The organism is Enterobacter kobei, from assembly GCF_001729765.1.
GTDB classification, from domain to species: domain Bacteria; phylum Pseudomonadota; class Gammaproteobacteria; order Enterobacterales; family Enterobacteriaceae; genus Enterobacter; species Enterobacter kobei.
The window spans coordinates 576,452-595,652 of record NZ_CP017181.1; the positions used below are offsets into that span (position 1 = coordinate 576,452).

The 19,201-nt window shown below is 53.0% G+C and carries 21 protein-coding genes and 3 tRNA genes; 13 read left to right on the forward strand and 11 right to left on the reverse strand.

Annotated features, from left to right (window positions below):
- Window positions 1–16: 16 nt before the first annotated feature.
- The gene (locus tag BFV64_RS02775; RefSeq protein WP_014882436.1) at window positions 17–490 is read right to left on the reverse strand and encodes a threonine/serine exporter; all 474 of its coding nucleotides are present in this window, start codon (window positions 488–490) and stop codon (window positions 17–19) included.
- Window positions 481–1,257, reverse strand: coding sequence for a threonine/serine exporter family protein (locus BFV64_RS02780; RefSeq protein WP_023331964.1), 777 nt, complete (start codon window positions 1,255–1,257; stop codon window positions 481–483). The genes BFV64_RS02775 and BFV64_RS02780 overlap by 10 nt, the downstream gene beginning before the upstream one ends.
- A 410-nt stretch (window positions 1,258–1,667) precedes the next feature.
- Here BFV64_RS02780 and BFV64_RS02785 point away from each other — a divergent pair, with 410 nt between their 5' ends.
- Both BFV64_RS02785 and bglJ read left to right on the forward strand, forming a co-directional pair.
- Window positions 1,668–2,405, forward strand: coding sequence for a helix-turn-helix transcriptional regulator (locus BFV64_RS02785; protein ID WP_023331965.1), 738 nt, complete (start codon window positions 1,668–1,670; stop codon window positions 2,403–2,405).
- Window positions 2,402–3,037 (forward strand): DNA-binding transcriptional activator BglJ, encoded by a 636-nt coding sequence (bglJ, locus tag BFV64_RS02790; RefSeq protein WP_014882439.1) that lies wholly within the window; start codon window positions 2,402–2,404, stop codon window positions 3,035–3,037. Before BFV64_RS02785 ends, bglJ begins: the two co-directional genes overlap by 4 nt.
- A gap of 36 nt (window positions 3,038–3,073) precedes the next feature.
- Here bglJ and BFV64_RS02795 read toward each other — a convergent pair whose 3' ends face one another.
- Window positions 3,074–3,532 carry a YbaK/EbsC family protein gene (locus BFV64_RS02795; protein WP_014882440.1) on the reverse strand — a complete coding sequence of 153 codons (459 nt, stop codon included), beginning with the start codon at window positions 3,530–3,532 and terminating at the stop codon, window positions 3,074–3,076.
- Window positions 3,533–3,859: 327 nt separating this feature from the next.
- On the opposite strand from BFV64_RS02795, the gene BFV64_RS02800 reads away from it, so the two are divergent.
- Window positions 3,860–5,206 carry a PTS sugar transporter subunit IIC gene (locus tag BFV64_RS02800; protein WP_014882441.1) on the forward strand — a complete coding sequence of 449 codons (1,347 nt, stop codon included), beginning with the start codon at window positions 3,860–3,862 and terminating at the stop codon, window positions 5,204–5,206.
- Window positions 5,207–5,303: 97 nt separating this feature from the next.
- Here BFV64_RS02800 and fhuF read toward each other — a convergent pair whose 3' ends face one another.
- Both fhuF and BFV64_RS02810 read right to left on the reverse strand, forming a co-directional pair.
- Window positions 5,304–6,092 carry a siderophore-iron reductase FhuF gene (fhuF, locus tag BFV64_RS02805; RefSeq protein WP_045134353.1) on the reverse strand — a complete coding sequence of 263 codons (789 nt, stop codon included), beginning with the start codon at window positions 6,090–6,092 and terminating at the stop codon, window positions 5,304–5,306.
- 94 nt (window positions 6,093–6,186) lie between these two features.
- The gene (locus tag BFV64_RS02810) at window positions 6,187–7,251 is read right to left on the reverse strand and encodes a GGDEF domain-containing protein (protein WP_023339001.1); all 1,065 of its coding nucleotides are present in this window, start codon (window positions 7,249–7,251) and stop codon (window positions 6,187–6,189) included.
- A gap of 216 nt (window positions 7,252–7,467) precedes the next feature.
- On the opposite strand from BFV64_RS02810, the gene BFV64_RS02815 reads away from it, so the two are divergent.
- Window positions 7,468–7,737 (forward strand): DUF1435 domain-containing protein, encoded by a 270-nt coding sequence (locus tag BFV64_RS02815; protein ID WP_045134352.1) that lies wholly within the window; start codon window positions 7,468–7,470, stop codon window positions 7,735–7,737.
- Window positions 7,738–7,779: 42 nt separating this feature from the next.
- Here the strand turns inward: BFV64_RS02815 and BFV64_RS02820 are convergent.
- The 4 genes from BFV64_RS02820 to rsmC form a co-directional block, all read right to left on the reverse strand.
- Window positions 7,780–7,866, reverse strand: a tRNA-Leu gene (locus BFV64_RS02820).
- A 32-nt stretch (window positions 7,867–7,898) separates the two neighbouring features.
- A tRNA-Leu gene (locus BFV64_RS02825) sits at window positions 7,899–7,984 on the reverse strand.
- A 28-nt stretch (window positions 7,985–8,012) separates the two neighbouring features.
- Window positions 8,013–8,099 (reverse strand) — tRNA-Leu (locus BFV64_RS02830).
- Between the two features lie 172 nt (window positions 8,100–8,271).
- Window positions 8,272–9,300, reverse strand: coding sequence for a 16S rRNA (guanine(1207)-N(2))-methyltransferase RsmC (gene rsmC, locus BFV64_RS02835; protein ID WP_014882445.1), 1,029 nt, complete (start codon window positions 9,298–9,300; stop codon window positions 8,272–8,274).
- A 102-nt stretch (window positions 9,301–9,402) separates the two neighbouring features.
- On the opposite strand from rsmC, the gene BFV64_RS02840 reads away from it, so the two are divergent.
- The 8 genes from BFV64_RS02840 (at window position 9,403) to BFV64_RS02875 (ending at window position 15,764) form a co-directional block, all read left to right on the forward strand.
- Window positions 9,403–9,816: a DNA polymerase III subunit psi gene (locus BFV64_RS02840; RefSeq protein WP_014882446.1), complete on the forward strand. Its 414-nt coding sequence runs from the start codon at window positions 9,403–9,405 to the stop codon at window positions 9,814–9,816.
- Window positions 9,785–10,228 (forward strand): ribosomal protein S18-alanine N-acetyltransferase, encoded by a 444-nt coding sequence (rimI, locus tag BFV64_RS02845; RefSeq protein WP_014882447.1) that lies wholly within the window; start codon window positions 9,785–9,787, stop codon window positions 10,226–10,228. Before BFV64_RS02840 ends, rimI begins: the two co-directional genes overlap by 32 nt.
- 19 nt (window positions 10,229–10,247) lie before the next feature.
- On the forward strand, window positions 10,248–10,925 hold the full coding sequence (yjjG, locus tag BFV64_RS02850; RefSeq protein WP_014882448.1) for a pyrimidine 5'-nucleotidase: 678 nt from the start codon (window positions 10,248–10,250) through the stop codon (window positions 10,923–10,925).
- A gap of 91 nt (window positions 10,926–11,016) precedes the next feature.
- The gene (prfC, locus tag BFV64_RS02855) at window positions 11,017–12,606 is read left to right on the forward strand and encodes a peptide chain release factor 3 (RefSeq protein WP_008502076.1); all 1,590 of its coding nucleotides are present in this window, start codon (window positions 11,017–11,019) and stop codon (window positions 12,604–12,606) included.
- Window positions 12,607–12,905: 299 nt separating this feature from the next.
- Window positions 12,906–13,523 (forward strand): molecular chaperone OsmY, encoded by a 618-nt coding sequence (osmY, locus tag BFV64_RS02860; protein ID WP_023332031.1) that lies wholly within the window; start codon window positions 12,906–12,908, stop codon window positions 13,521–13,523.
- A gap of 127 nt (window positions 13,524–13,650) precedes the next feature.
- The gene (locus BFV64_RS02865) at window positions 13,651–13,812 is read left to right on the forward strand and encodes a DUF1328 domain-containing protein (RefSeq protein ID WP_003856556.1); all 162 of its coding nucleotides are present in this window, start codon (window positions 13,651–13,653) and stop codon (window positions 13,810–13,812) included.
- A 120-nt stretch (window positions 13,813–13,932) separates the two neighbouring features.
- Entirely contained in the window at window positions 13,933–14,985 is a 1,053-nt protein-coding gene (locus tag BFV64_RS02870; RefSeq protein ID WP_045134351.1) for a patatin-like phospholipase family protein, read from the forward strand.
- Entirely contained in the window at window positions 14,982–15,764 is a 783-nt protein-coding gene (locus BFV64_RS02875; protein ID WP_045282223.1) for a TatD family hydrolase, read from the forward strand. Before BFV64_RS02870 ends, BFV64_RS02875 begins: the two co-directional genes overlap by 4 nt.
- Here BFV64_RS02875 and BFV64_RS02880 read toward each other — a convergent pair.
- Both BFV64_RS02880 and BFV64_RS02885 read right to left on the reverse strand, forming a co-directional pair.
- Entirely contained in the window at window positions 15,759–16,619 is an 861-nt protein-coding gene (locus tag BFV64_RS02880) for a YjjW family glycine radical enzyme activase (RefSeq protein ID WP_014882453.1), read from the reverse strand. The genes BFV64_RS02875 and BFV64_RS02880 overlap by 6 nt on opposite strands.
- Complete coding sequence (locus BFV64_RS02885) at window positions 16,594–18,129, reverse strand: YjjI family glycine radical enzyme (RefSeq protein WP_045282221.1); 1,536 nt, start codon at window positions 18,127–18,129, stop codon at window positions 16,594–16,596. Before BFV64_RS02885 ends, BFV64_RS02880 begins: the two co-directional genes overlap by 26 nt.
- 262 nt (window positions 18,130–18,391) lie before the next feature.
- Between BFV64_RS02885 and deoC the strand changes: the two genes are divergently transcribed.
- Window positions 18,392–19,171, forward strand: a complete 780-nt coding sequence (gene deoC, locus BFV64_RS02890) for a deoxyribose-phosphate aldolase (protein WP_023310320.1) — start codon at window positions 18,392–18,394, stop codon at window positions 19,169–19,171.
- Window positions 19,172–19,201: the final 30 nt, after the last annotated feature.

Below are 19,201 nucleotides of genomic sequence, written 5' to 3' on the forward strand. Positions count from 1 at the left end.
CGAAATAACACAAATATCAAACGCGCGGGCGTTTGCGGTACAGCCACAATCCGGGGATCGACAGCCCGATAGAGAGCGCACCGACAATGGACGACGCTTTAAGAAAGTTGCTCAGAAGAAGGATCATCTGCGGCTCGGTGTAGCCAAAATGGCTGATTTTCACCGCTGAAATCATTGCCGTATACGCCGATATGCCAGGAAACATCGGGATCACGGCGGCGACGGTGAAGACTTTAGGATGCGCCAGATACCAGCGCGACCATTGAATGCCGATGCTACCGACCAGCATAGAGGCCATAAATGTCGACCATTCGATATTAAAACCCGCCGCCATCATGGCCATCCGCGAGCCGTGACCAATCGCCCCCAACAGCGCACACCACGGCAGAGCACGTTGCGGAACGTTAAAGACCATCGCAAAGCCGACGGCAGGAATGGCGGCCAGGATCATATCCTGTGCCAGTGCCAGCAGAAAATCTATCACGCCCATCCGCGTAACCCCCAGAGAGTCATAGCCATGACCACGCCGATACAGGTTGCCAGCGTCAGCAGGCTGGCGATGGCCCAGCGTGCCAGACCGGTATTAATGTGCCCTTTAAACATATCGGCAACGGCGTTGATTAACGGAAAGCCCGGCACCAGCAAAAGCACGCTGGCCGCCATGGCAATCGTCGGGGTGTTGGCGAACTGCGGCAGGCGCAGCAGCAGGCCTGAAACGGTAGTGGCGACAAACGCGGTAATGCAAAAGTTAATTTGCGGGTGCAACTGCCGATGGGTCAGCAACTGGCGTACATACATGGCGATACTACTGGCGAAAAAGGTGACCAGTGCGCCATCCCAGCCGCCTTTATTGAGCTTACAGAAACAGGCGCATGAGAGCCCGACCATCAGCACGACAAGCCAGCGCGGATAACGTAACGGTTTGATTTGGTTGAACCGTTTTTCAATCTCTTTGAGATCGAGAAGCTTATGCTCCGCAAGGATGACGATATGCTGCACTTCGGTCACAACGTGCATGTTAATGCCACGGTCCTGGTTTTTACGGGTGGAGGTCAGGCACTGACCGTCCTTGATCGTGGTTAGCACAATGGCGTTGGAAGAGATGGCGCTTTCCACGCTGTCCATCCCCAGCGCCAGCCCCAGCCGGGTTGAAAGTTCCTCAACCAGCGCGCTTTCCGCGCCGTGCTGGAGCAGAAAAAGACCGCACTGAATACAGAGCCGCGTGATAGCACGCTGCGTTGACCGTTCTGCCTGCATGTCGTGTCCTGAAGAGAAGGTGAAGAGTAGCCGCGTGGCCCGTTGTGCCTACTTTTAGCACAAAATGCAGTGGCAGTTGCTGTGGGTCAGATCAAGGTTTATGCAAACAGTTGCAGCCTGGCTGACGAAAGACGTTGGGATCAATTTATCAATTCGGTGAATTATTGGTTTGGAAATATAGAATATTTGTATTTAGTTATTCTAATTTTATATTGTCGATATTTTAATGATTGTCGAATTAAATTTATTGTCGCTTTGTGAGATATTAGTGCAGTTTTAGGCATTTCTTAAACTTAAAACATTTCTCATCTTCTGCTTGTATTAATCAGTTTTACACTCAGGGACGAAAATACGTATAACTTGATGCGTTTTAACGTTACTTATCAAATGAAAATGGACACGGAGGGTCTATGTTGTCATTGCACGGTAAGCATGGCGTTGTCATTAGCCGGATACCCGTAATGCAAAATGGGTTAGGGGATGTGGTGACACGTCATTTTCCCGATTTTGAATTGACCTATTGCCGCTCACTGCAGGAGTTGACCCTGCTTCAGTTACGCCGCGCAGATGTGATTATTGCCGATGTTTCAGGCGAATACAGGAACCCGCGGGGTGCGCTCGAAGAGTATTACCGCTTATTGAATCAGTACAGGGATATCCACTGGATCTTTTTGGTTTCCCGGCCATTTTATCCTATTGCTGTTGAGCTGCTTATGCGCCCGGAAACCACGTTGCTTTCTGATATGGAACCTATCGAAGGTGTCGTGAACGCTATCCGGGCAGGAAGTGAACGCGCAGAGCGGATTAGCCAGACGTTATTAACTCCCGAATCTCAGGAAGGCGAAGAGGAAGACGAACACGTCATTGCGCTTACAAATTCTGAGCGCAAGGTACTTCGTCTGTTAGGTAAAGGGTGGGGGATTAACCAAATCGCTACGTTGCTTAAGAAGAGCAATAAAACGATCAGTGCGCAGAAAAACAGTGCGATGCGAAGGCTGTCATTACGGAGTAATGCCGATATGTACGCCTGGATCAACAGTACACAGGGAATGAGAGAGCTGAATCTCATGTCAGCCTATGGAGAGTTCGAGGAATGGAAAAAACCGATTCAACACGACATATCGCCATCATCGAAAATTGCACGATGAGTGCCATTGGGCTGCAGCATCTTTTTGCGCAGTCCGAACTCAGTCAATATCAACTGCACCTGTTCAATGATTTCGATGGCTTTAAGAAGGCGCTTTATCACGTTAATTTTTTCTCGCTGATCTATTCCCTTTCCGATGCGCGAGAAGCGCGTCGTAACTGCCTGGCACACCTGAGGGATCTCGCGTTTACGCATAGCCATATTCAGCGCATTATACTGGTATCTGATGAGATGGAGGCGCGGCTGATTAGCCATCTTTCCCCTTCTCGTCTTCATGGTGTGGTCAGTAAATCAGTGACGCTTGAACACCTGCGGAAAGAATTCATGGTGCTGTTGAGCGAAACGCTGCGCATAAACGACAATATGCTTAATCACTGGTACTGCAGCCAGAACCGGATGTTAAGCCCGACGGAGAGGGCAATATTGCGTTATATGTCGTGCGGCTATTCCATCCCTGAAATCGCGGCGCAGCTTAAGCGCAATATCAAGACTATCCGCGCACATAAGTTTAATGCGATGGTGAAGCTGGGGGTGAATTCTGACGTCGGGTTGCTCGATGCCGCGGATATTCTTACGCATTTGCCGGTAAGAGAAACGCGTAGTGTGGGGTTAAACAAACCGACATTTTTGTAACCTGCCTTTTGCGCCAGAGATCTTCTGGCGCATCAATCAGATGCACACATCGACCCACTTTGCGGATGTCAGCTCTGCCATTCTGTCCGGAGAAATACGCACAGCACTATGGATTGCGCCAGCGGCAGGAAGCACTTCCGCGTACTGTTTTAGAGAGATATCACAGTAAACCGCGAGCGGGTTTTCCAGCCCGAACGGGCAGACGCCGCCAACGGGATGGCCCGTCACGGTGACCACTTCATCACTGCTGAGCATGCGCGCTTTTGCGCCAAAGGTGTCTTTCAGTTTTTTGTTATCCAGACGCGCATCACCCTTCGCAACGACCAGTATCACCTCATTTTTAATCTTCAAAGATAAGGTTTTGGCGATTTGTCCCGGTTCCACACGATGGGCGGCAGCAGCCAGCGCAACGGTAGCCGTACTCTGGCTAAGTTCTATAACTTCTATCTCCGGCGCGTTGTCGGCAAAAAACTGCTGTACGGACTGCAAACTCATTATTTCCTCCTGACAAATAACCTGCGTAATCTGTCATAAGAATTTATGCTCTGTAAATATCTCTTAAGTAACAAATATCCCGGATGGCTGATTTCTGGATCCCCTTCACAATCACAGAAACCGGTTACAGTAACCGGTTGCAGAGCGTGATGCGTAGATTAATACTGAGTATGTAACGTCCCTGTATCCAATAATAAGAGCCAATTATGAAACCATTTCGTCTGAGCAGTACCGCGGGTACACAAGCCAGCAAGGTTGTGAAGCTGAGTTATGGAACAACGTGCGGCGCGAGCGCGTCCGTTATAAACGTCTGACAGGAGAGCTGCCATGTCTGCCAACCATGCTGCGTTTAATCTGATATTCCGTTTCGTTGAAAATTACGTTAGCCCGATTGCCGGGCGCATCTCTTCTCAACGTCATGTGATGGCTATCCGTGATGGCTTCATCTCCGCGATGCCGTTTATGATTGTGGGTTCATTTTTATTAGTGTTCGCTTACCCGCCGTTTTCGCCTGATACCACCTGGGGTTTCGCACGCGCCTGGCTGGATATGGCGAAACAATTTGAAGGCCAGATCCTCACGCCGTTTGATATGACGATGGGGATTATGTCCATTTATATCTGTGCGGCCATTGCCTATAACCTGGGCAAACACTATGTCAAAACGCACCAGCTCGATCCGTTTATGTGTGCCATGCTCTCGCTCATGGCATTTTTGCTGGTCGCGGCACCGAAAACCAAAGGTACACTTCCTGTCGATAGCCTCGGTGGAACCGGTATTTTCACCGCCATTCTGGTCGCGATTTACTGCGTTGAGATGATGCGTTTCCTCAAGGCGCATAACATCGGTATTCGCCTGCCAGACCAGGTACCGCCGATGATCAAAAACTCCTTTGACCTGCTGATCCCGGTGCTGGTGGTGGTGTTAACGCTCTATCCGCTGAGCCTGGTGATTCAGTCTCAGTTTGACATGCTGATCCCGCAGGCGATTATGTCGATCTTTAAACCCCTGGTTTCCGCGGCAGACTCACTGCCTGCGATTCTGCTGGCGGTACTGATTGGGCATTTGCTGTGGTTCGCCGGGATCCACGGCGCGGCCATTGTCTCCGGGATGCTGCAGATGTTCTGGCTGACAAACCTTGGGGCTAACCAGACAGCGCTGGCCGCCGGTCAGCCTTTGCCACATATTTTTATGGAAGCCTTCTGGACGTTCTTCATCGTGATCGGTGGGTCGGGCGCGACGATGGGGCTGGTGATTTGCTATCTGCGTAGCCGCTCGGCGCATTTACGTTCTATCGGGCGTTTGAGCGTGGTGCCCAGCTTCTTTAACATCAACGAACCCGTTATCTTCGGCACGCCGATTGTGATGAATCCGGTGTTCTTTATACCGTTCCTGCTGGCCCCCATGGTTAACGCCGTCCTGGCCTGGGCCGCGATGACCTTTGATTTGATAGGCCGGGTCATTTCCGTCGTACCCTGGACAGCACCGGCGCCGATAGGCGCAGCATGGGCCCTGGGCTGGGATTTCCGTGCAGCTATTCTGGTTGTCGTTCTGGCCTGCGTATCGGCCATCATCTACTACCCGTTCTTTAAAGTTTACGAGAAACAACTGCTGGAGCAGGAAGCTGAAGAAGCGCAGCGTAATGCGGAAGAGGATAATCAGCAGGTGGCCTAGGTAAAAGCAAAACGGCAACTTTCAGGTTGCCGTTTTTAGTGTTTGTTCCCTCTCCCCGTGGGAGAGGGGCAGGGTGAGGGCATCAGGCCGCACCCAATTACTTCAGCGTACAATCCCCGCACTGCTTAACGTCCGGCAGGCGATAGCGCTGGCAGCAGGTGCGGCGCACCAGGAGTCCGTCACGGAGTACAACGGTACGAAAGAGCGGGTTATCGCGGCCGTCTGAAAGCTGTTTTGCAAAGAAACAGGACTGACGCAGTGCATCAACGTTCTCATCACCAAGCAGCGGTTTCATTTCCGTTAAATACCAGTGGATTAAATATCCGGTATTACTCCAGATAAGCTTTCCGTTGATCTCCCCCGCCGCTTCAAGCGCATCCACCACCGGGATCAAGGCCTGAATGACAAGTTGCTCCAGTCGTTCCTGGGCAGAGAGGTGTGCCGCGTTCAGGTCCTCGTGCAGATCGATCCAGAAACAGGCCGCTCGACCGGTTTCGTGGAACTCGACATGGAAATGTTCCGGGGAGAGCGCCAGCATGCTTTTCTGGGTTAACACCGCCAGCATGAGCGGAGGTACCATCAGCCCGATATACCATTGCGCCCACAGGGAAAGCAAAGGCTTATTTTCTCGCGTCAGGGCTGGCTGATTGCGATAGATATGGTCGGAATAGGTGGCAAGCAGCGACTGCAGCGTAGAGGGTTGTCGCCACTCCGCGAGGGTCATGGCGTGGTGCGGGGGCGCTTCATCAAGCCGGATAAAGTCCAGCAGGTGAGCGCGTGTTTCCGCAATCTTATCCCGTATGGCATCCGCAAGCGACGCATTCCCGTTGGTGAGGGGCGCTCGCCAGAGAAGGGGTTCAACAATGTGTGCGGTATGCGTAGCCATAGTTGAGATAGGAATCTAAATGATAATGATTGCCAATCCTAACTATTGCTTATACCAATGGCAAGACTTTTGTCCTGATTCAACGCCGACCCGTCTACGCGGTTTGCAGCTCTTCGCTCAGAAGAATGTTGTTACGTCCCAGATGCTTTGCTTCATAGAGCGCTCTGTCTGCTCTCTCTAGCGCGCCTTCGACATCTTCATTTTCAAAAATGGCAATACCGATGCTGATGGTGACATTGGTGGCGACGCTTTCGTTGAAGAGATGCGGGATTTTCAAATCGTAGACTTTCTGCCGGATCCGTTCTGCCGTATGACGGGCGTGTTCAAGTGAAATATTCGTCAGCAGCACCATAAACTCTTCCCCGCCGAAACGCGCCACAATGTCACGCGAACGCACGGCGTCGCGGATTGCTGCAGAAACACGTTTTAGGGCCTGGTCACCCATCATATGGCCGTAGTGGTCGTTATAGGCTTTGAAGTGGTCGATATCCATCAGCAGAACAAAGTGTTCACCGTTTTCCACCGCTGGCAGGTTCTCCAGGCGGCTCTGAAGGCCGCGCCGATTATAGAGGCCGGTAAGCGGATCCATCATACTGAGATCGGTAAGGGTCTCCCGTTCTTCCAGCAGCCGGGAAAGCAGTTCCTGCGCAAAGCGATCGTTGCGTCTTTGCAAAATGTTATGAATAGCGATGGCCACCACAGGAAGTGCGAAAGAATAGGTCATTCTCAGCCACATCTCTGGATCGCTTAACCACAGACAGACAATAAACGCGGGGAGTGAATGCAGAGTAAATGCTTTGATATTACTGGCGAATGCCAGCGTTCCGATAAAAAGCACCGTTAATAGGGCGATTAACAAATACGTCGCCTGGTTATGGGTAATTAGCGAAAATTTCGAATCAATTTGCCATGCCCACAAAATACCGAAGATCCCTGAAACAACAGGAATATTTATCTTTCGCGCACACTTTTTCCAGTGCCAGACGAACAGGCCGGTGCTGATGGAAAAAATAGCAATCAGCGGGGCGGAAAACACGCGCACGGAATAGAGCGGATTTGTTACCGAGAACACCGCTGAGGTTGCATTCAGAAATAAAAATAAACGTAACGATAATTGATATTTTCGTTGAACCAAAGACCGCCAGGATTGTGATGTCATAGTCGTGCGTTTTTATTAAAATTTAATTAAAACAGATAAATAGGCGTTGTTTCGCAATAAAATATGCAAAAAACTCAAAGAGTAATTATAAGAAAAACTTTATGTGTAGTTAACAGGTGAGCAATTTATCACCTTAGGCTATTCCTGTCATTCTACATAGCGGTAAAGGTCGAACTTTTTTGATTGTCTGCGCTGACAAATGATAATCTTTATCATATGATATTGTTTATCATTATCGTTATGAAAGGGCGATGCATGTTGAACAGGGTGCTGGGAAGTGCATGGGGGGTACTGCTGCCGGGCGCCGTGCTTGGCGGTTTGATGTTCGCCGATCTCTCCATTGATGTCTGGAAGACCATTCTTGTGTCGGGATTGCTGGTGACTTCATGCATGATCTGGCATAAGCAACTACGTCACTTTGTTTTACTGCCATCCGGTATGGCACTGATCGGTGGAATTCTGGTAATACTCATGAGTTTGAAATAACAGGGAAAAATAAGAGGTACAACAGAAGGGATGCAAGATAATTGGTGCGAGGGGGGGGACTCGAACCCCCACATCCGTAAGGACACTAACACCTGAAGCTAGCGCGTCTACCAATTCCGCCACCTTCGCACAGTTATCTTACTGATTTGATATCGCCTCGTTGGTGCGAGGGGGGGGACTCGAACCCCCACATCCTAAGGACACTAACACCTGAAGCTAGCGCGTCTACCAATTCCGCCACCTTCGCCCAGTGCGAGCAATATCAACGTGATTTATGGTGCGAGGGGGGGGACTCGAACCCCCACATCCGTAAGGACACTAACACCTGAAGCTAGCGCGTCTACCAATTCCGCCACCTTCGCATACCATCGATACTGTAAAAGTATCGTAACCACGGAGGCGCATTCTAGATGTTTTCAGCTTTACGTCAACAGAAAAGTGCGCACGATTTATTGATCGCTGCAAAAATGGTCGGGAGCGAGGTGCCTGTTTGCCGGATAGCGCATGCGCTTATCTGGCAAACAGAACGGGAGATTACTTTTTGGCCTGACGCGTCATCACGGTGCGATACACCTTAAAGCGGCCGGTCTGGGCGATCACTTCGTGGAAGCCAAAGGTTTCATCCAGCACTTTCGGATACGCCAGGAAGGCGTTCGCGACAATACGCAGTTCACCGCCACTGTTGAGGTGACGGGTCGCACCACGAATCAGCGCTTGCGCCGCTTCGAGGCTGGTCTCCATACCGTCGTGGAACGGCGGGTTAGAGATGATCATGTCAAAGCGGCCGGTCACGTCAGAGAAGACGTTGCTGGCAATAACATCGCCTTCAATGCCGTTTGCCGCAAGCGTTGCACGGCTGGCTTCTACCGCCGGGGCGCTCACATCACACAGGGTTAAACGGACTTTAGGCGAATGGCTGGCAAGCACCGTTGAAAGTACGCCCGCGCCGCAGCCCACGTCCAGCACTTTGCCTTTGGTGTGTGGTGTCAGGGTAGAAAGCAGCAGCTTACTGCCGGTATCCAGCGCATCACGGCTGAACACGCCCGGCAGGGTTTTGATGGTCAGGCCGTCAAGCTGATACTCGTCCCAGTAGGTGTTAGCATCGAATTCTGTCTGTTTTTCCAGACGACCATGGTACAGACCGCAGCGACGCGCACTGTCGACTTTATTCAGTGGCGCATAGCCTTCCAGCATCTGTTCAGCACTGCGCACGCCGCTGCGGTTCTCACCGACAACGAAAATGTCGCAACCCACCGGCAGCAGGGAGAGCAGGTTCATCAGCTGAAACTGGGCTTCCGGCTTGTTCTTCGGCCAGTAGTAGATCAGCGTATCGCAGTCAGCAATATCGCGCTGCTCCGCCACCAGGCTAAAGCGCGCGCGCTCGCCCATCTGACGGCTCAGCACCTGCCAGTGGTGGTAGTATTGGGTATGGGCACGGCTTTCAGCACAGTCGAAACGCGCAGGCAGATCATCCTGCATATCTCCGGCAAACAGAATACGGCTTTCTTCGAAATCATCACTGTGACGCAGCAAGACTTCACTTGCCGGGGTAAATGCAGACATGAATTGTTCCTCAATAAACTCAGGCGGGGATTATAGTAGGTAGATGGCGCACTTTCGACACATTTGCTATATTTGCGCGCCTGAGAGACAGGAGTTTTCGCTATGACATCCCGACGAGACTGGCAGTTGCAGCAGCTGGGCATCACCCAGTGGGCCTTGCGTCGCCCGACGGCGTTGCAGGGCGAAATCGCTATCTCCATCCCGGCGCACGTCAGGCTGGTGATGGTGGCGGAAGAACTGCCTGCCCTGAATGAACCCCTGATTGGTGATGTCCTTCGCAGCCTGAAGCTGACTTCCGACCAGGTTTTACAGCTGACGCCGGAACGGGTGGCAATGCTTCCTCCTGAGAGTCGGTGTAACAGCTGGCGCATCGGAGAGACGACCGACATCTCTCTTCAGGGGAGCCAGATCTGCTCGCCAGCGCTGGACGAACTGAAAGCCAACCCAAAAGCGCGCAGCGCGCTATGGCAACAAATCTGCGAATATGAACACGATTTCTTCCCTCACGACGCCTGACCTGACCACCGCGTTCGCGATTGAAACACGCGCCCACGCGTTTCCGTGGAGCGAAAAAACGTTCGCCAGCAACCAGGGCGATCGGTACCTCAACTACCGGCTGGACGTTGACGGCACTATGGCGGCGTTTGCCATAACGCAGGTCGTCCTTGATGAGGCGACGCTGTTTAACATCGCGGTTGACCCTGCGTTTCAGCGCCGGGGACTGGGAAGAGAACTGCTTGAGCATCTCATTCGTGAGCTCGAAACCCGTGACGTTTTTACCCTCTGGCTGGAGGTGCGCGCGTCGAATGTCGCCGCCATCGCGCTCTATGAAAGCTTAGGCTTTAACGAGGCGACAATCCGCCGTAACTACTACCCCACCGCAGAGGGACGTGAAGACGCCATTATTATGGCTCTGCCAATTGGATAACAAAGATAAGGTTGTAACGATGAAATGGGACTGGATTTTCTTTGATGCCGACGAAACGCTGTTTACCTTTGACGCGTTCGGCGGCCTACAGCGGATGTTTCTCGACTATAGCGTGACCTTCACCGCTGAAGATTTTCAGGACTATCAGGCGGTGAACAAGCCGCTGTGGGTGGATTATCAGAACGGCGCCATCACCGCGTTACAACTCCAGCACCAGCGTTTTGACGCGTGGGCGGAACGCTTAAACGTCAGTCCGGGCTCGCTGAACGAAGCTTTTCTCAATGCGATGGCAGAGATTTGCTCCCCACTGCCGGGCGCGGTTTCCCTGCTGGATTCTCTCAAAGGTAAAGCGAAGCTTGGGATCATCACCAACGGCTTTACCGCGCTGCAGCAGATCCGCCTTGAACGCACCGGCCTGCGCGATCATTTTGACGCGCTGGTGATCTCCGAAGAGGTGGGTGTGCCGAAGCCGGATCCGCGAATTTTTGATTATGCCCTGGCGCAAGCCGGAAATCCTGACCGCGACCGCGTGCTGATGGTAGGGGATACCGCAGAGTCTGATATTCTGGGGGGTATGAACTCCGGTCTGTCGACTGTCTGGCTGAATGCGCATGGCCGCGTGAAGCCTGAAGGCATTGAGCCGACCTGGACCGTCACGTCGTTGAACGAACTGGAGCAACTCCTGTGTAAACAATGATTGCCTGCCCCCCATTGATGGGTAAAATAGCCGCAATTTTGTATTCCATGACGCGTGGCGTGCTGCCGCGCTTATAAAAGAAGATTTAATTATGACGTTGTCTCCTTATCTGCAAGAGGTGGCCAAGCGCCGTACTTTTGCCATTATCTCGCACCCGGATGCCGGTAAAACGACCATCACCGAGAAGGTGTTGCTGTTCGGACAGGCGATCCAGACTGCGGGTACCGTTAAAGGCCGTGGCTCCAGCCAGCATGCGAAATCAGACTGGATGGAGATGGAAAAGCAGCGTGGTATTTCGATTACCACCTCCGTGATGCAGTTCCCGTATCACGACTGCCTGGTGAACCTGCTGGACACCCCGGGCCACGAAGACTTCTCCGAAGATACCTACCGTACACTGACGGCAGTGGACTGCTGCCTGATGGTGATCGACGCCGCGAAAGGGGTAGAAGATCGTACCCGTAAGCTGATGGAAGTTACCCGTCTGCGCGATACGCCGATCCTCACCTTTATGAACAAACTCGACCGTGACATCCGTGACCCGATGGAGTTAATGGATGAAGTGGAAAACGAGCTGAAGATCGCCTGTGCGCCAATCACCTGGCCTATTGGCTGCGGTAAGCTGTTTAAAGGGGTGTATCACCTCTATAAAGACGAAACTTACCTGTATCAAACCGGTAAAGGGCACACCATTCAGGAAGTGCGCATTGTGAAAGGTCTGGACAACCCGGATCTGGACGCTGCGGTCGGTGAAGAGCTTGCCGCGCAGCTGCGCGATGAGCTGGAGCTGGTGAAAGGTGCCTCGCATGAGTTCGACAAAGAACTGTTCCTGAGCGGTGAAATTACCCCGGTGTTCTTTGGTACCGCGCTCGGTAACTTTGGCGTAGACCATATGCTCGACGGTCTGGTGGAGTGGGCGCCACAGCCGATGCCACGCAAAACCGACACCCGTGAAGTGGAAGCGAAAGAAGAGAAATTCACCGGCTTCGTCTTCAAGATTCAGGCTAACATGGACCCGAAACACCGTGACCGCGTCGCCTTTATGCGCGTCGTGTCCGGTAAGTATGAAAAGGGCATGAAGCTGCGCCAGGTGCGTATTGGTAAAGATGTGGTGATCTCCGACGCGCTGACCTTTATGGCGGGTGACCGCTCGCACGTTGAAGAAGCGTATCCGGGTGACATCATCGGTCTGCACAACCACGGTACGATCCAGATCGGCGATACGTTCACTCAGGGTGAAATGATGAAGTTCACGGGTATCCCGAACTTCGCCCCTGAGCTGTTCCGTCGTATTCGCCTGCGCGATCCACTGAAGCAGAAACAGCTGCTGAAAGGTCTGGTTCAGCTCTCTGAAGAGGGGGCGGTGCAGGTCTTCCGTCCTATCGCCAACAACGATCTGATCGTCGGTGCGGTCGGCGTACTGCAGTTCGACGTTGTCGTTGCGCGTCTGAAAAGCGAATACAACGTGGAAGCGATTTACGAATCGGTGAACGTGGCGACGGCGCGCTGGGTTGAGTGTTCTGACGTGAAGAAATTCGAAGAATTTAAGCGTAAGAACGAAGTACAACTGGCGCTGGATGGCGGCGATAACCTGACCTATATTGCCCCAACCATGGTGAACCTGAACCTGACGCAGGAGCGTTATCCTGACGTTCAGTTCCGCAAAACGCGCGAACACTAATTCCCTCTCAGAGCACGGCACTCGCCGTGCTCTTCTTTATTTCCTGTCTTATTAGTCCCTTGCGGAATGTTCTTAATTCACTGCGTTTTCACGCCTTTTGCCTATTTTTTGCCCAAATCTGAAAGCGGCATTGTGAGAGTGATCTATATTTAACTCAGTGTTTAGCACCGGGCGTGGATAAATTAACTGTTCAATGCATGGCTTTAGGTTATCCATTTTGCCCGTGTGTTTATTCGCAATATATAAAACTACTAAGGAAGTATGTAGCCCGAATAACGGGTCAACACAGGAATACATCGATGAATATGACAAGACTGAAGATTTCTAAAACTCTGCTGGCTGTAACACTGGGTAGCGTTCTGGTTAGCGGTTCCGCTCTGGCGGAAAGCAGCACCATGGATAAAGCACAGTCCACGGCCGATAGCGCAGGGCAAAAAATCGATAGCTCTATGAATAAAGTCGGTAATTTCATGGACGACAGCTCTATCACAGCAAAAGTGAAAGCCGCACTGGTGGATGACGAAGCGATCAAGAGCACCGATATTTCCGTTAAAACCGACAAGAAAGTCGTGACGCTGAGTGGCTTTGTGGAAAGCCAGGCCCAGGCCGAACAGGCTGTCAAAGTGGCGAAGGGTGTTGAGGGTGTCACCTCCGTGAGCGATAAACTGCACGTTCGCGACAGCAAAGACGCTTCAGTGAAAGGTTATGCCGGGGATGCGGCAACCACCAGCGAAATCAAAGCTAAACTGTTAGCAGATGACATCGTACCGTCCCGTAAGGTGAAAGTGGAAACCACCGATGGCGTGGTTCAGCTTTCCGGTACGGTTGATTCCCAGGCGCAAAGTGAACGCGCCGAGTCAATTGCGAAAGCGATTGATGGTGTGAAAAGCGTTAAAAACGATCTGAAAACGAAGTAAATCTGGACCAGTCGCCCGCCAGGCTCAACCCTGCGGGCGAAATAAGAACGACTCTGGAAAAACGCCGGTGAGTGACCTGAGCGCTCACGTTTAGCGGCCGACATTAACTATGGTAAAGGAGAAGCTTATGTTTCGTTGGGGCATTATATTTCTGGTTATCGCGTTAATTGCCGCCGCATTGGGCTTTGGTGGACTGGCAGGTACAGCGGCATGGGCAGCTAAAATTGTCTTTGTTGTGGGTATTATTCTGTTCCTGGTCAGCCTGTTTACAGGGCGTCGACGTCCATAGCAAACGCAATATTCCATCAACAAAATAAAGCCAGTCACCGCGACTGGCTTTTTCTTATTTGCGTTACAGGTCGGGTGCGTTACTGTGGTGTTATAAAATAATCAAAACAGGAAAGCAGAGGTGGGGCAACGAATTCCCGTTACGCTCGGCAATATTGCGCCGCTGACGTTAAAACCGTTTCGCGCGGGTCAACTCGCACTGGTCTGTGAGGGCGGTGGGCAGCGCGGCATTTTCACCGCTGGCGTGCTGGATGAGTTTATGCGCGCGCAGTTCAACCCGTTTGATCTCTACTTTGGCACGTCTGCCGGGGCGCAGAATCTCTCAGCCTATGTCTGCAACCAGCCTGGCTACGCGCGAAAAGTGATTATGCGCTACACCACGGCGAAAGAATTTTTTAACCCGGTGCGCTTTGTGCGCGGCGGCAACCTGATCGATCTCGACTGGCTGCTGGAGTCGACCTCCAGCCAGATGCCGCTGGCAATGGACACGGCGGCCCGTCTGTTTGATAGCGGAAAAGAGTTTTGGATGTGCGCCAGTCGGGGGGATGACTATTCCCCGGGCTATTTCTCTCCGCAGAAGGAGAACTGGCTGGACATCATCCGCGCCTCCAGCGCCATTCCCGGTTTTTATCGTACCGGTGCCCTGCTGGACGGGATCAGCTATCTGGACGGCGGGATCAGTGACGCGGTACCGGTGCAGGAAGCCGCCCGTCGCGGTGCGAAAACGATCGTGGTGATCCGTACCGTGCCGTCGCAAATGTACTATACACCGCAGTGGTTTAAGCGGATGGAGCGCTGGTTGGGTGACAGCAGCCTGCAACCGCTGGTGAACATCGCGAAGCAGCATGAAACCACCTACGGCGCGATGCAGCGTTTCATTGAAAAACCGCCGGGTAAGCTGCGAATTTTCGAAATCTATCCTCCTAAGCCATTGATCAGCATGGCGCTGGGCAGCCGCGTCCCTGCGCTGCGCATGGACTACAAAACGGGGCGGCTGTGCGGACGCTACTTCCTGGCGACGGTCGGTAAGATGCTGGCGGAGCAACCGCCTCTGCATCGGCATAAACCCATCATTACGCCCCCTGCAATTGTCGCCAACGACGCCCTGACGATGCCGCTGGTGGACATTCCACAGGCGAATGACGCTTTATTAGATAACGAGGATCTGGCGTGACGCACCGCTTTGTTGATACCCACTGCCACTTTGATTTTCCGCCGTTTACGGGAAATGAGGCGCAAAGTATTGCGAAAGCCGCTGAGGCAGGCGTTCAGGCGATCGTTGTACCGTCGGTAGAAGCGGCTGATTTTTCGCGTGTGCTGACGCTCTCCACGCGTTACCCCGCTCTCTATGCTGCGCTCGGCCTGCATCCGATAGTGATTGAGCGCCACCTTGATGAGCATATTGAGGCACTTGATGAAGCCCTGCAGACCGCAGGAGACAAACTTGTCGCTATCGGCGAGATCGGGCTCGATCTCTATCGTGAGGATCCTCGGTTTGAACGCCAGCAGACGATCCTCGACGCGCAGCTTCGGCTGGCTAAGCGTCACGACCTGCCGGTGATCCTCCATTCAAGACGCACGCACGATAAGCTGGCGATGCACCTGAAACGCATCGCTCTACCGCGTAGCGGCGTGGTGCATGGTTTTTCCGGCAGCCTGCAGCAGGCGCAGCGTTTTATCGAGCTGGGCTATAAAATTGGCGTGGGGGGCACCATTACCTATCCGCGTGCCAGTAAAACCCGCGATGTGATGGCACAGTTGCCACTCTCTGCGCTGCTACTGGAAACGGATGCCCCGGATATGCCGCTGAGTGGTTTTCAGGGCCAGCCGAATCGTCCGGAGCAGGCTGCGCGCGTGTTTACCACCCTGTGTGAGCTGCGAACGGAGCCTGAAGAGGTGATTGCCGATGCGTTACTGGAAAATACGCGTGCGGTATTTGGCATCACGCTATAGGTAAAGTGCCGGACGAATCACCGTTATCTTCTGTTTTTCCAGTGCCTGCGCCAGCGGTTCAATGTCCTCCGGCGTGGCGCTGCGCCATGACGCCGCCTCACCGTAAACCCCATGCGCATGAAACGCGTTAATACGCACTGGAACATTCCCAAGCCCGCGGATAAACGTGGTCAGCGGCTTAAGATGTTCCAGATAATCGCACTGCTCCGGGATAACCAGCAAGCGCAGTTCCGTCAAACGGTGGCGATCGGCAAGCCAGCGAATGCTCTGTTTAATCAGCGGGTTTTCGCGCCCGGTCAGGAAACGGTGATGCGCGTTTCCCCATGCCTTGAGATCCAGCATCGCCCCATCCAGTACCGGCAGCAGTTTCTCCCAGCCGGTTTCGCTTAGCAGCCCGTTGCTGTCCACCAGGCAGGTTAAATGCTGCAGTTCAGGATCGGTTTTGATTGCGCTAAAAAGGGCGATTAAAAACGGCAGCTGTGTTGTAGCCTCGCCGCCGCTGACGGTAACGCCCTCAATAAAGGGGGCAGCTTTTCGGATCTGCGTGAGGATCTCCTCCACGCTCAGGCGGTGCGCCATGGGCGTGGACTGCTGCGGGCAAAGATGAAGGCAGGTATCACACTGCTGGCAATGACTCTCCTGCCACCATACGCGTCCGGCCTGAATGTTGAGTGCATCATGAGGGCAGTGGGGCACGCAGTCGCCGCAGTCGTTGCAGCGCCCGATGGTCCATGGGTTGTGGCAGGTTTTACAGCGCAGGTTGCAGCCCTGCAGGAACAGGGCCAGGCGACTGCCCGGCCCGTCCACGCAGGAAAAAGGAATGACCTGACTAACTAAAGCGCATCTGTTGTTCATGGCTTATCACGCGCGGCTGACGTTCCAGGATGCGGGTATTGCGTGCGGCTTCTTCGCCAAGCCAGGTCGTATTGGTGCGCGAACCGGCTTCGCGGAATTTTTCCAGGTCCGACAGGCGCACCATGTAGCCCGTCACGCGGACCAGATCGTTACCCGCAACGTTGGCGGTGAACTCCCGCATACCGGCCCTGAACGCGCCCAGACAAAGCTGCACTATCGCCTGTGGGTTGCGTTTTACCGTCTCATCGAGCGTTAAAATATCGCTGATACCGGAGTGATAGTGTCTGTGATGTGGCGCAACGGCCAGCAGATGGCTGATGGGATCCGGTTCGTCACCATAAGGCAGACGCGCGCCTGGCGTGGTGCCTGAATCAGAGCTGATGCCCGACTGCGCATGGAGCATGGCGCGCTGTTTCCAGCCGTGCTTCACAGGTGTGTTTTCTACAAACGCCGCAAGCTGTTCGCTGATGCGATAGCCCAGCGCGTTAGCCTGCTCGTCTTTGCCATAGCGACCGTTGATTCCGTCCTTCTCACAGAGCGTGTTTACCGCTTCCGCCAGGCCGTACATGCCAAACATTGGCACAAAACGCCCGGCATCAATCAGCCCCTCTTTTACCAGGAAGCTATTCTCAAAGAAGCCTGATTGTTGATAGAGAAAATCACAGCGGGCATCAATGATGGCGATTTGCTGCTGACAGTAGTGCGGAAGCGTACGGTTGAAGAAGTCGTCAACGGAGGTGCTGTGCTCCGCAATGGCTTTGAGGTTAAGGCGCACCAGGGTGCTGCCACCGCCAGCCAGCGGCAGGGAGTTGTAACAGCTCACCACGCCAAAACGGCCTTTTGTGAAAATTTTATCATTCACGGGGCCGTTTGAAATATGCGGTTTACTGCATTCGCAAATGTTTCTTGCCACCTCAAGCAGCAAATCGTCCGGGGTGATTTCAGGATCGTAAATAAAGGTCAGATTCGGCGCGACCTGCTTAAGCTCTGCATCTGCACGTAGAATGGCGCGGATGATGGGGCCGTCAGCGGGCCCGATGTTTGCGTGCATAAACGCATCAGGGAGCGTTCTGTCGAGATAGCGCCAGAAACGTTTTATTCGGCTATCGATTTCTTCTTGTGTTAGAATTCTAACATATGGATTCAGTATCGCATCAAGCTGCCCCAGATAGACCGGCATAGATGTCACTGAAGGAACATGATGGTAGAGAATGGTTAATAGCGAGAGGGCATCATCCAGATCCTTTGCCCCTTCCAGCTCCAGCCATTCAGAACCGTTAGCCAGGAATTTTTCATAATCCGGCAGGACGTAGCGCGGTTTGTAAGGCGCATGGCCTTCGAACATGTCGCAGATAAATCCCTCGTCCAGCGCGGCGCGGGCGGCTTCAGGAAGTGCCGGATAAGGCAGGTTGTTTTCCGCTTCCAGCGCCAGAAAATGACGTTTTTGTTCCGGGGTTAACACCGGACTTGTCACAATGTGCTGGCAACGTTGTTGCAGGGTATCTGGCATGTTCGCTTCCTTGAGTGTTCTGCTGATGATGAACGAATTGTAGAAAGCCAGCCTGTTGGGGCTTTTGATCCCACAGGGGGTATCTCGGCTTTAGTCAGCAATAAGTGCGATAAAGTTTGAAGAAGATCTCATTACAGTAATGCAAATTTGTACGCAGTTTTCATTAACTGTGATGAATGTCGAAGTGTGGATGCGGGTGGATGTTAAAATACTCACAGACCCGCAAGGTAAAATTGATACGGCACTGCCGTTGGAGAATGTTATGACCGATTTAACTGCAAGCAGCCTGCGCGCGTTGAAACTGATGGACCTGACTACCCTGAACGATGACGACACCAATGAGAAAGTCATCGCCCTGTGCCATCAGGCGAAAACGCCAGTGGGTAACACCGCAGCCATCTGTATCTACCCGCGCTTTATTCCGATTGCCCGCAAAACGCTGAAAGAGCAGGGCACGCCGGATGTGCGCATTGCAACCGTAACTAACTTCCCGCACGGCAACGACGATATCGAGATTGCGCTGGCAGAAACCCGCGCGGCCATTGCTTATGGTGCAGACGAAGTTGACGTGGTATTCCCGTACCGCGCGCTGATCGCCGGTAACGAGCAGGTTGGCTTCGACCTGGTGAAAGCCTGTAAAGACGCGTGCGCGGCGGCAAACGTGCTGCTGAAAGTGATTATCGAAACCGGTGAGCTGAAAGAAGAAGCGCTTATTCGTAAAGCGTCTGAAATCTCCATCAAAGCCGGTGCGGATTTCATTAAAACCTCTACCGGTAAAGTACCGGTGAATGCGACCCCGGAAAGCGCGCGCATCATGATGGAAGTCATTCGCGATATGGGCGTGTCCAAAACCGTTGGTTTCAAACCTGCGGGCGGCGTGCGTACTGCCGAAGACGCGCAGCAGTTCCTGGCGATTGCCGACGAGCTGTTCGGCGCCGACTGGGCCGATTCCCGTCACTACCGCTTCGGTGCGTCCAGCCTGCTGGCAAGCCTGCTGAAAGCGCTGGGTCATGGCGACGGTAAGAGCGCAAGCAGCTACTGATTGCCAGGCAATGCCGGATGACGCTTTGCT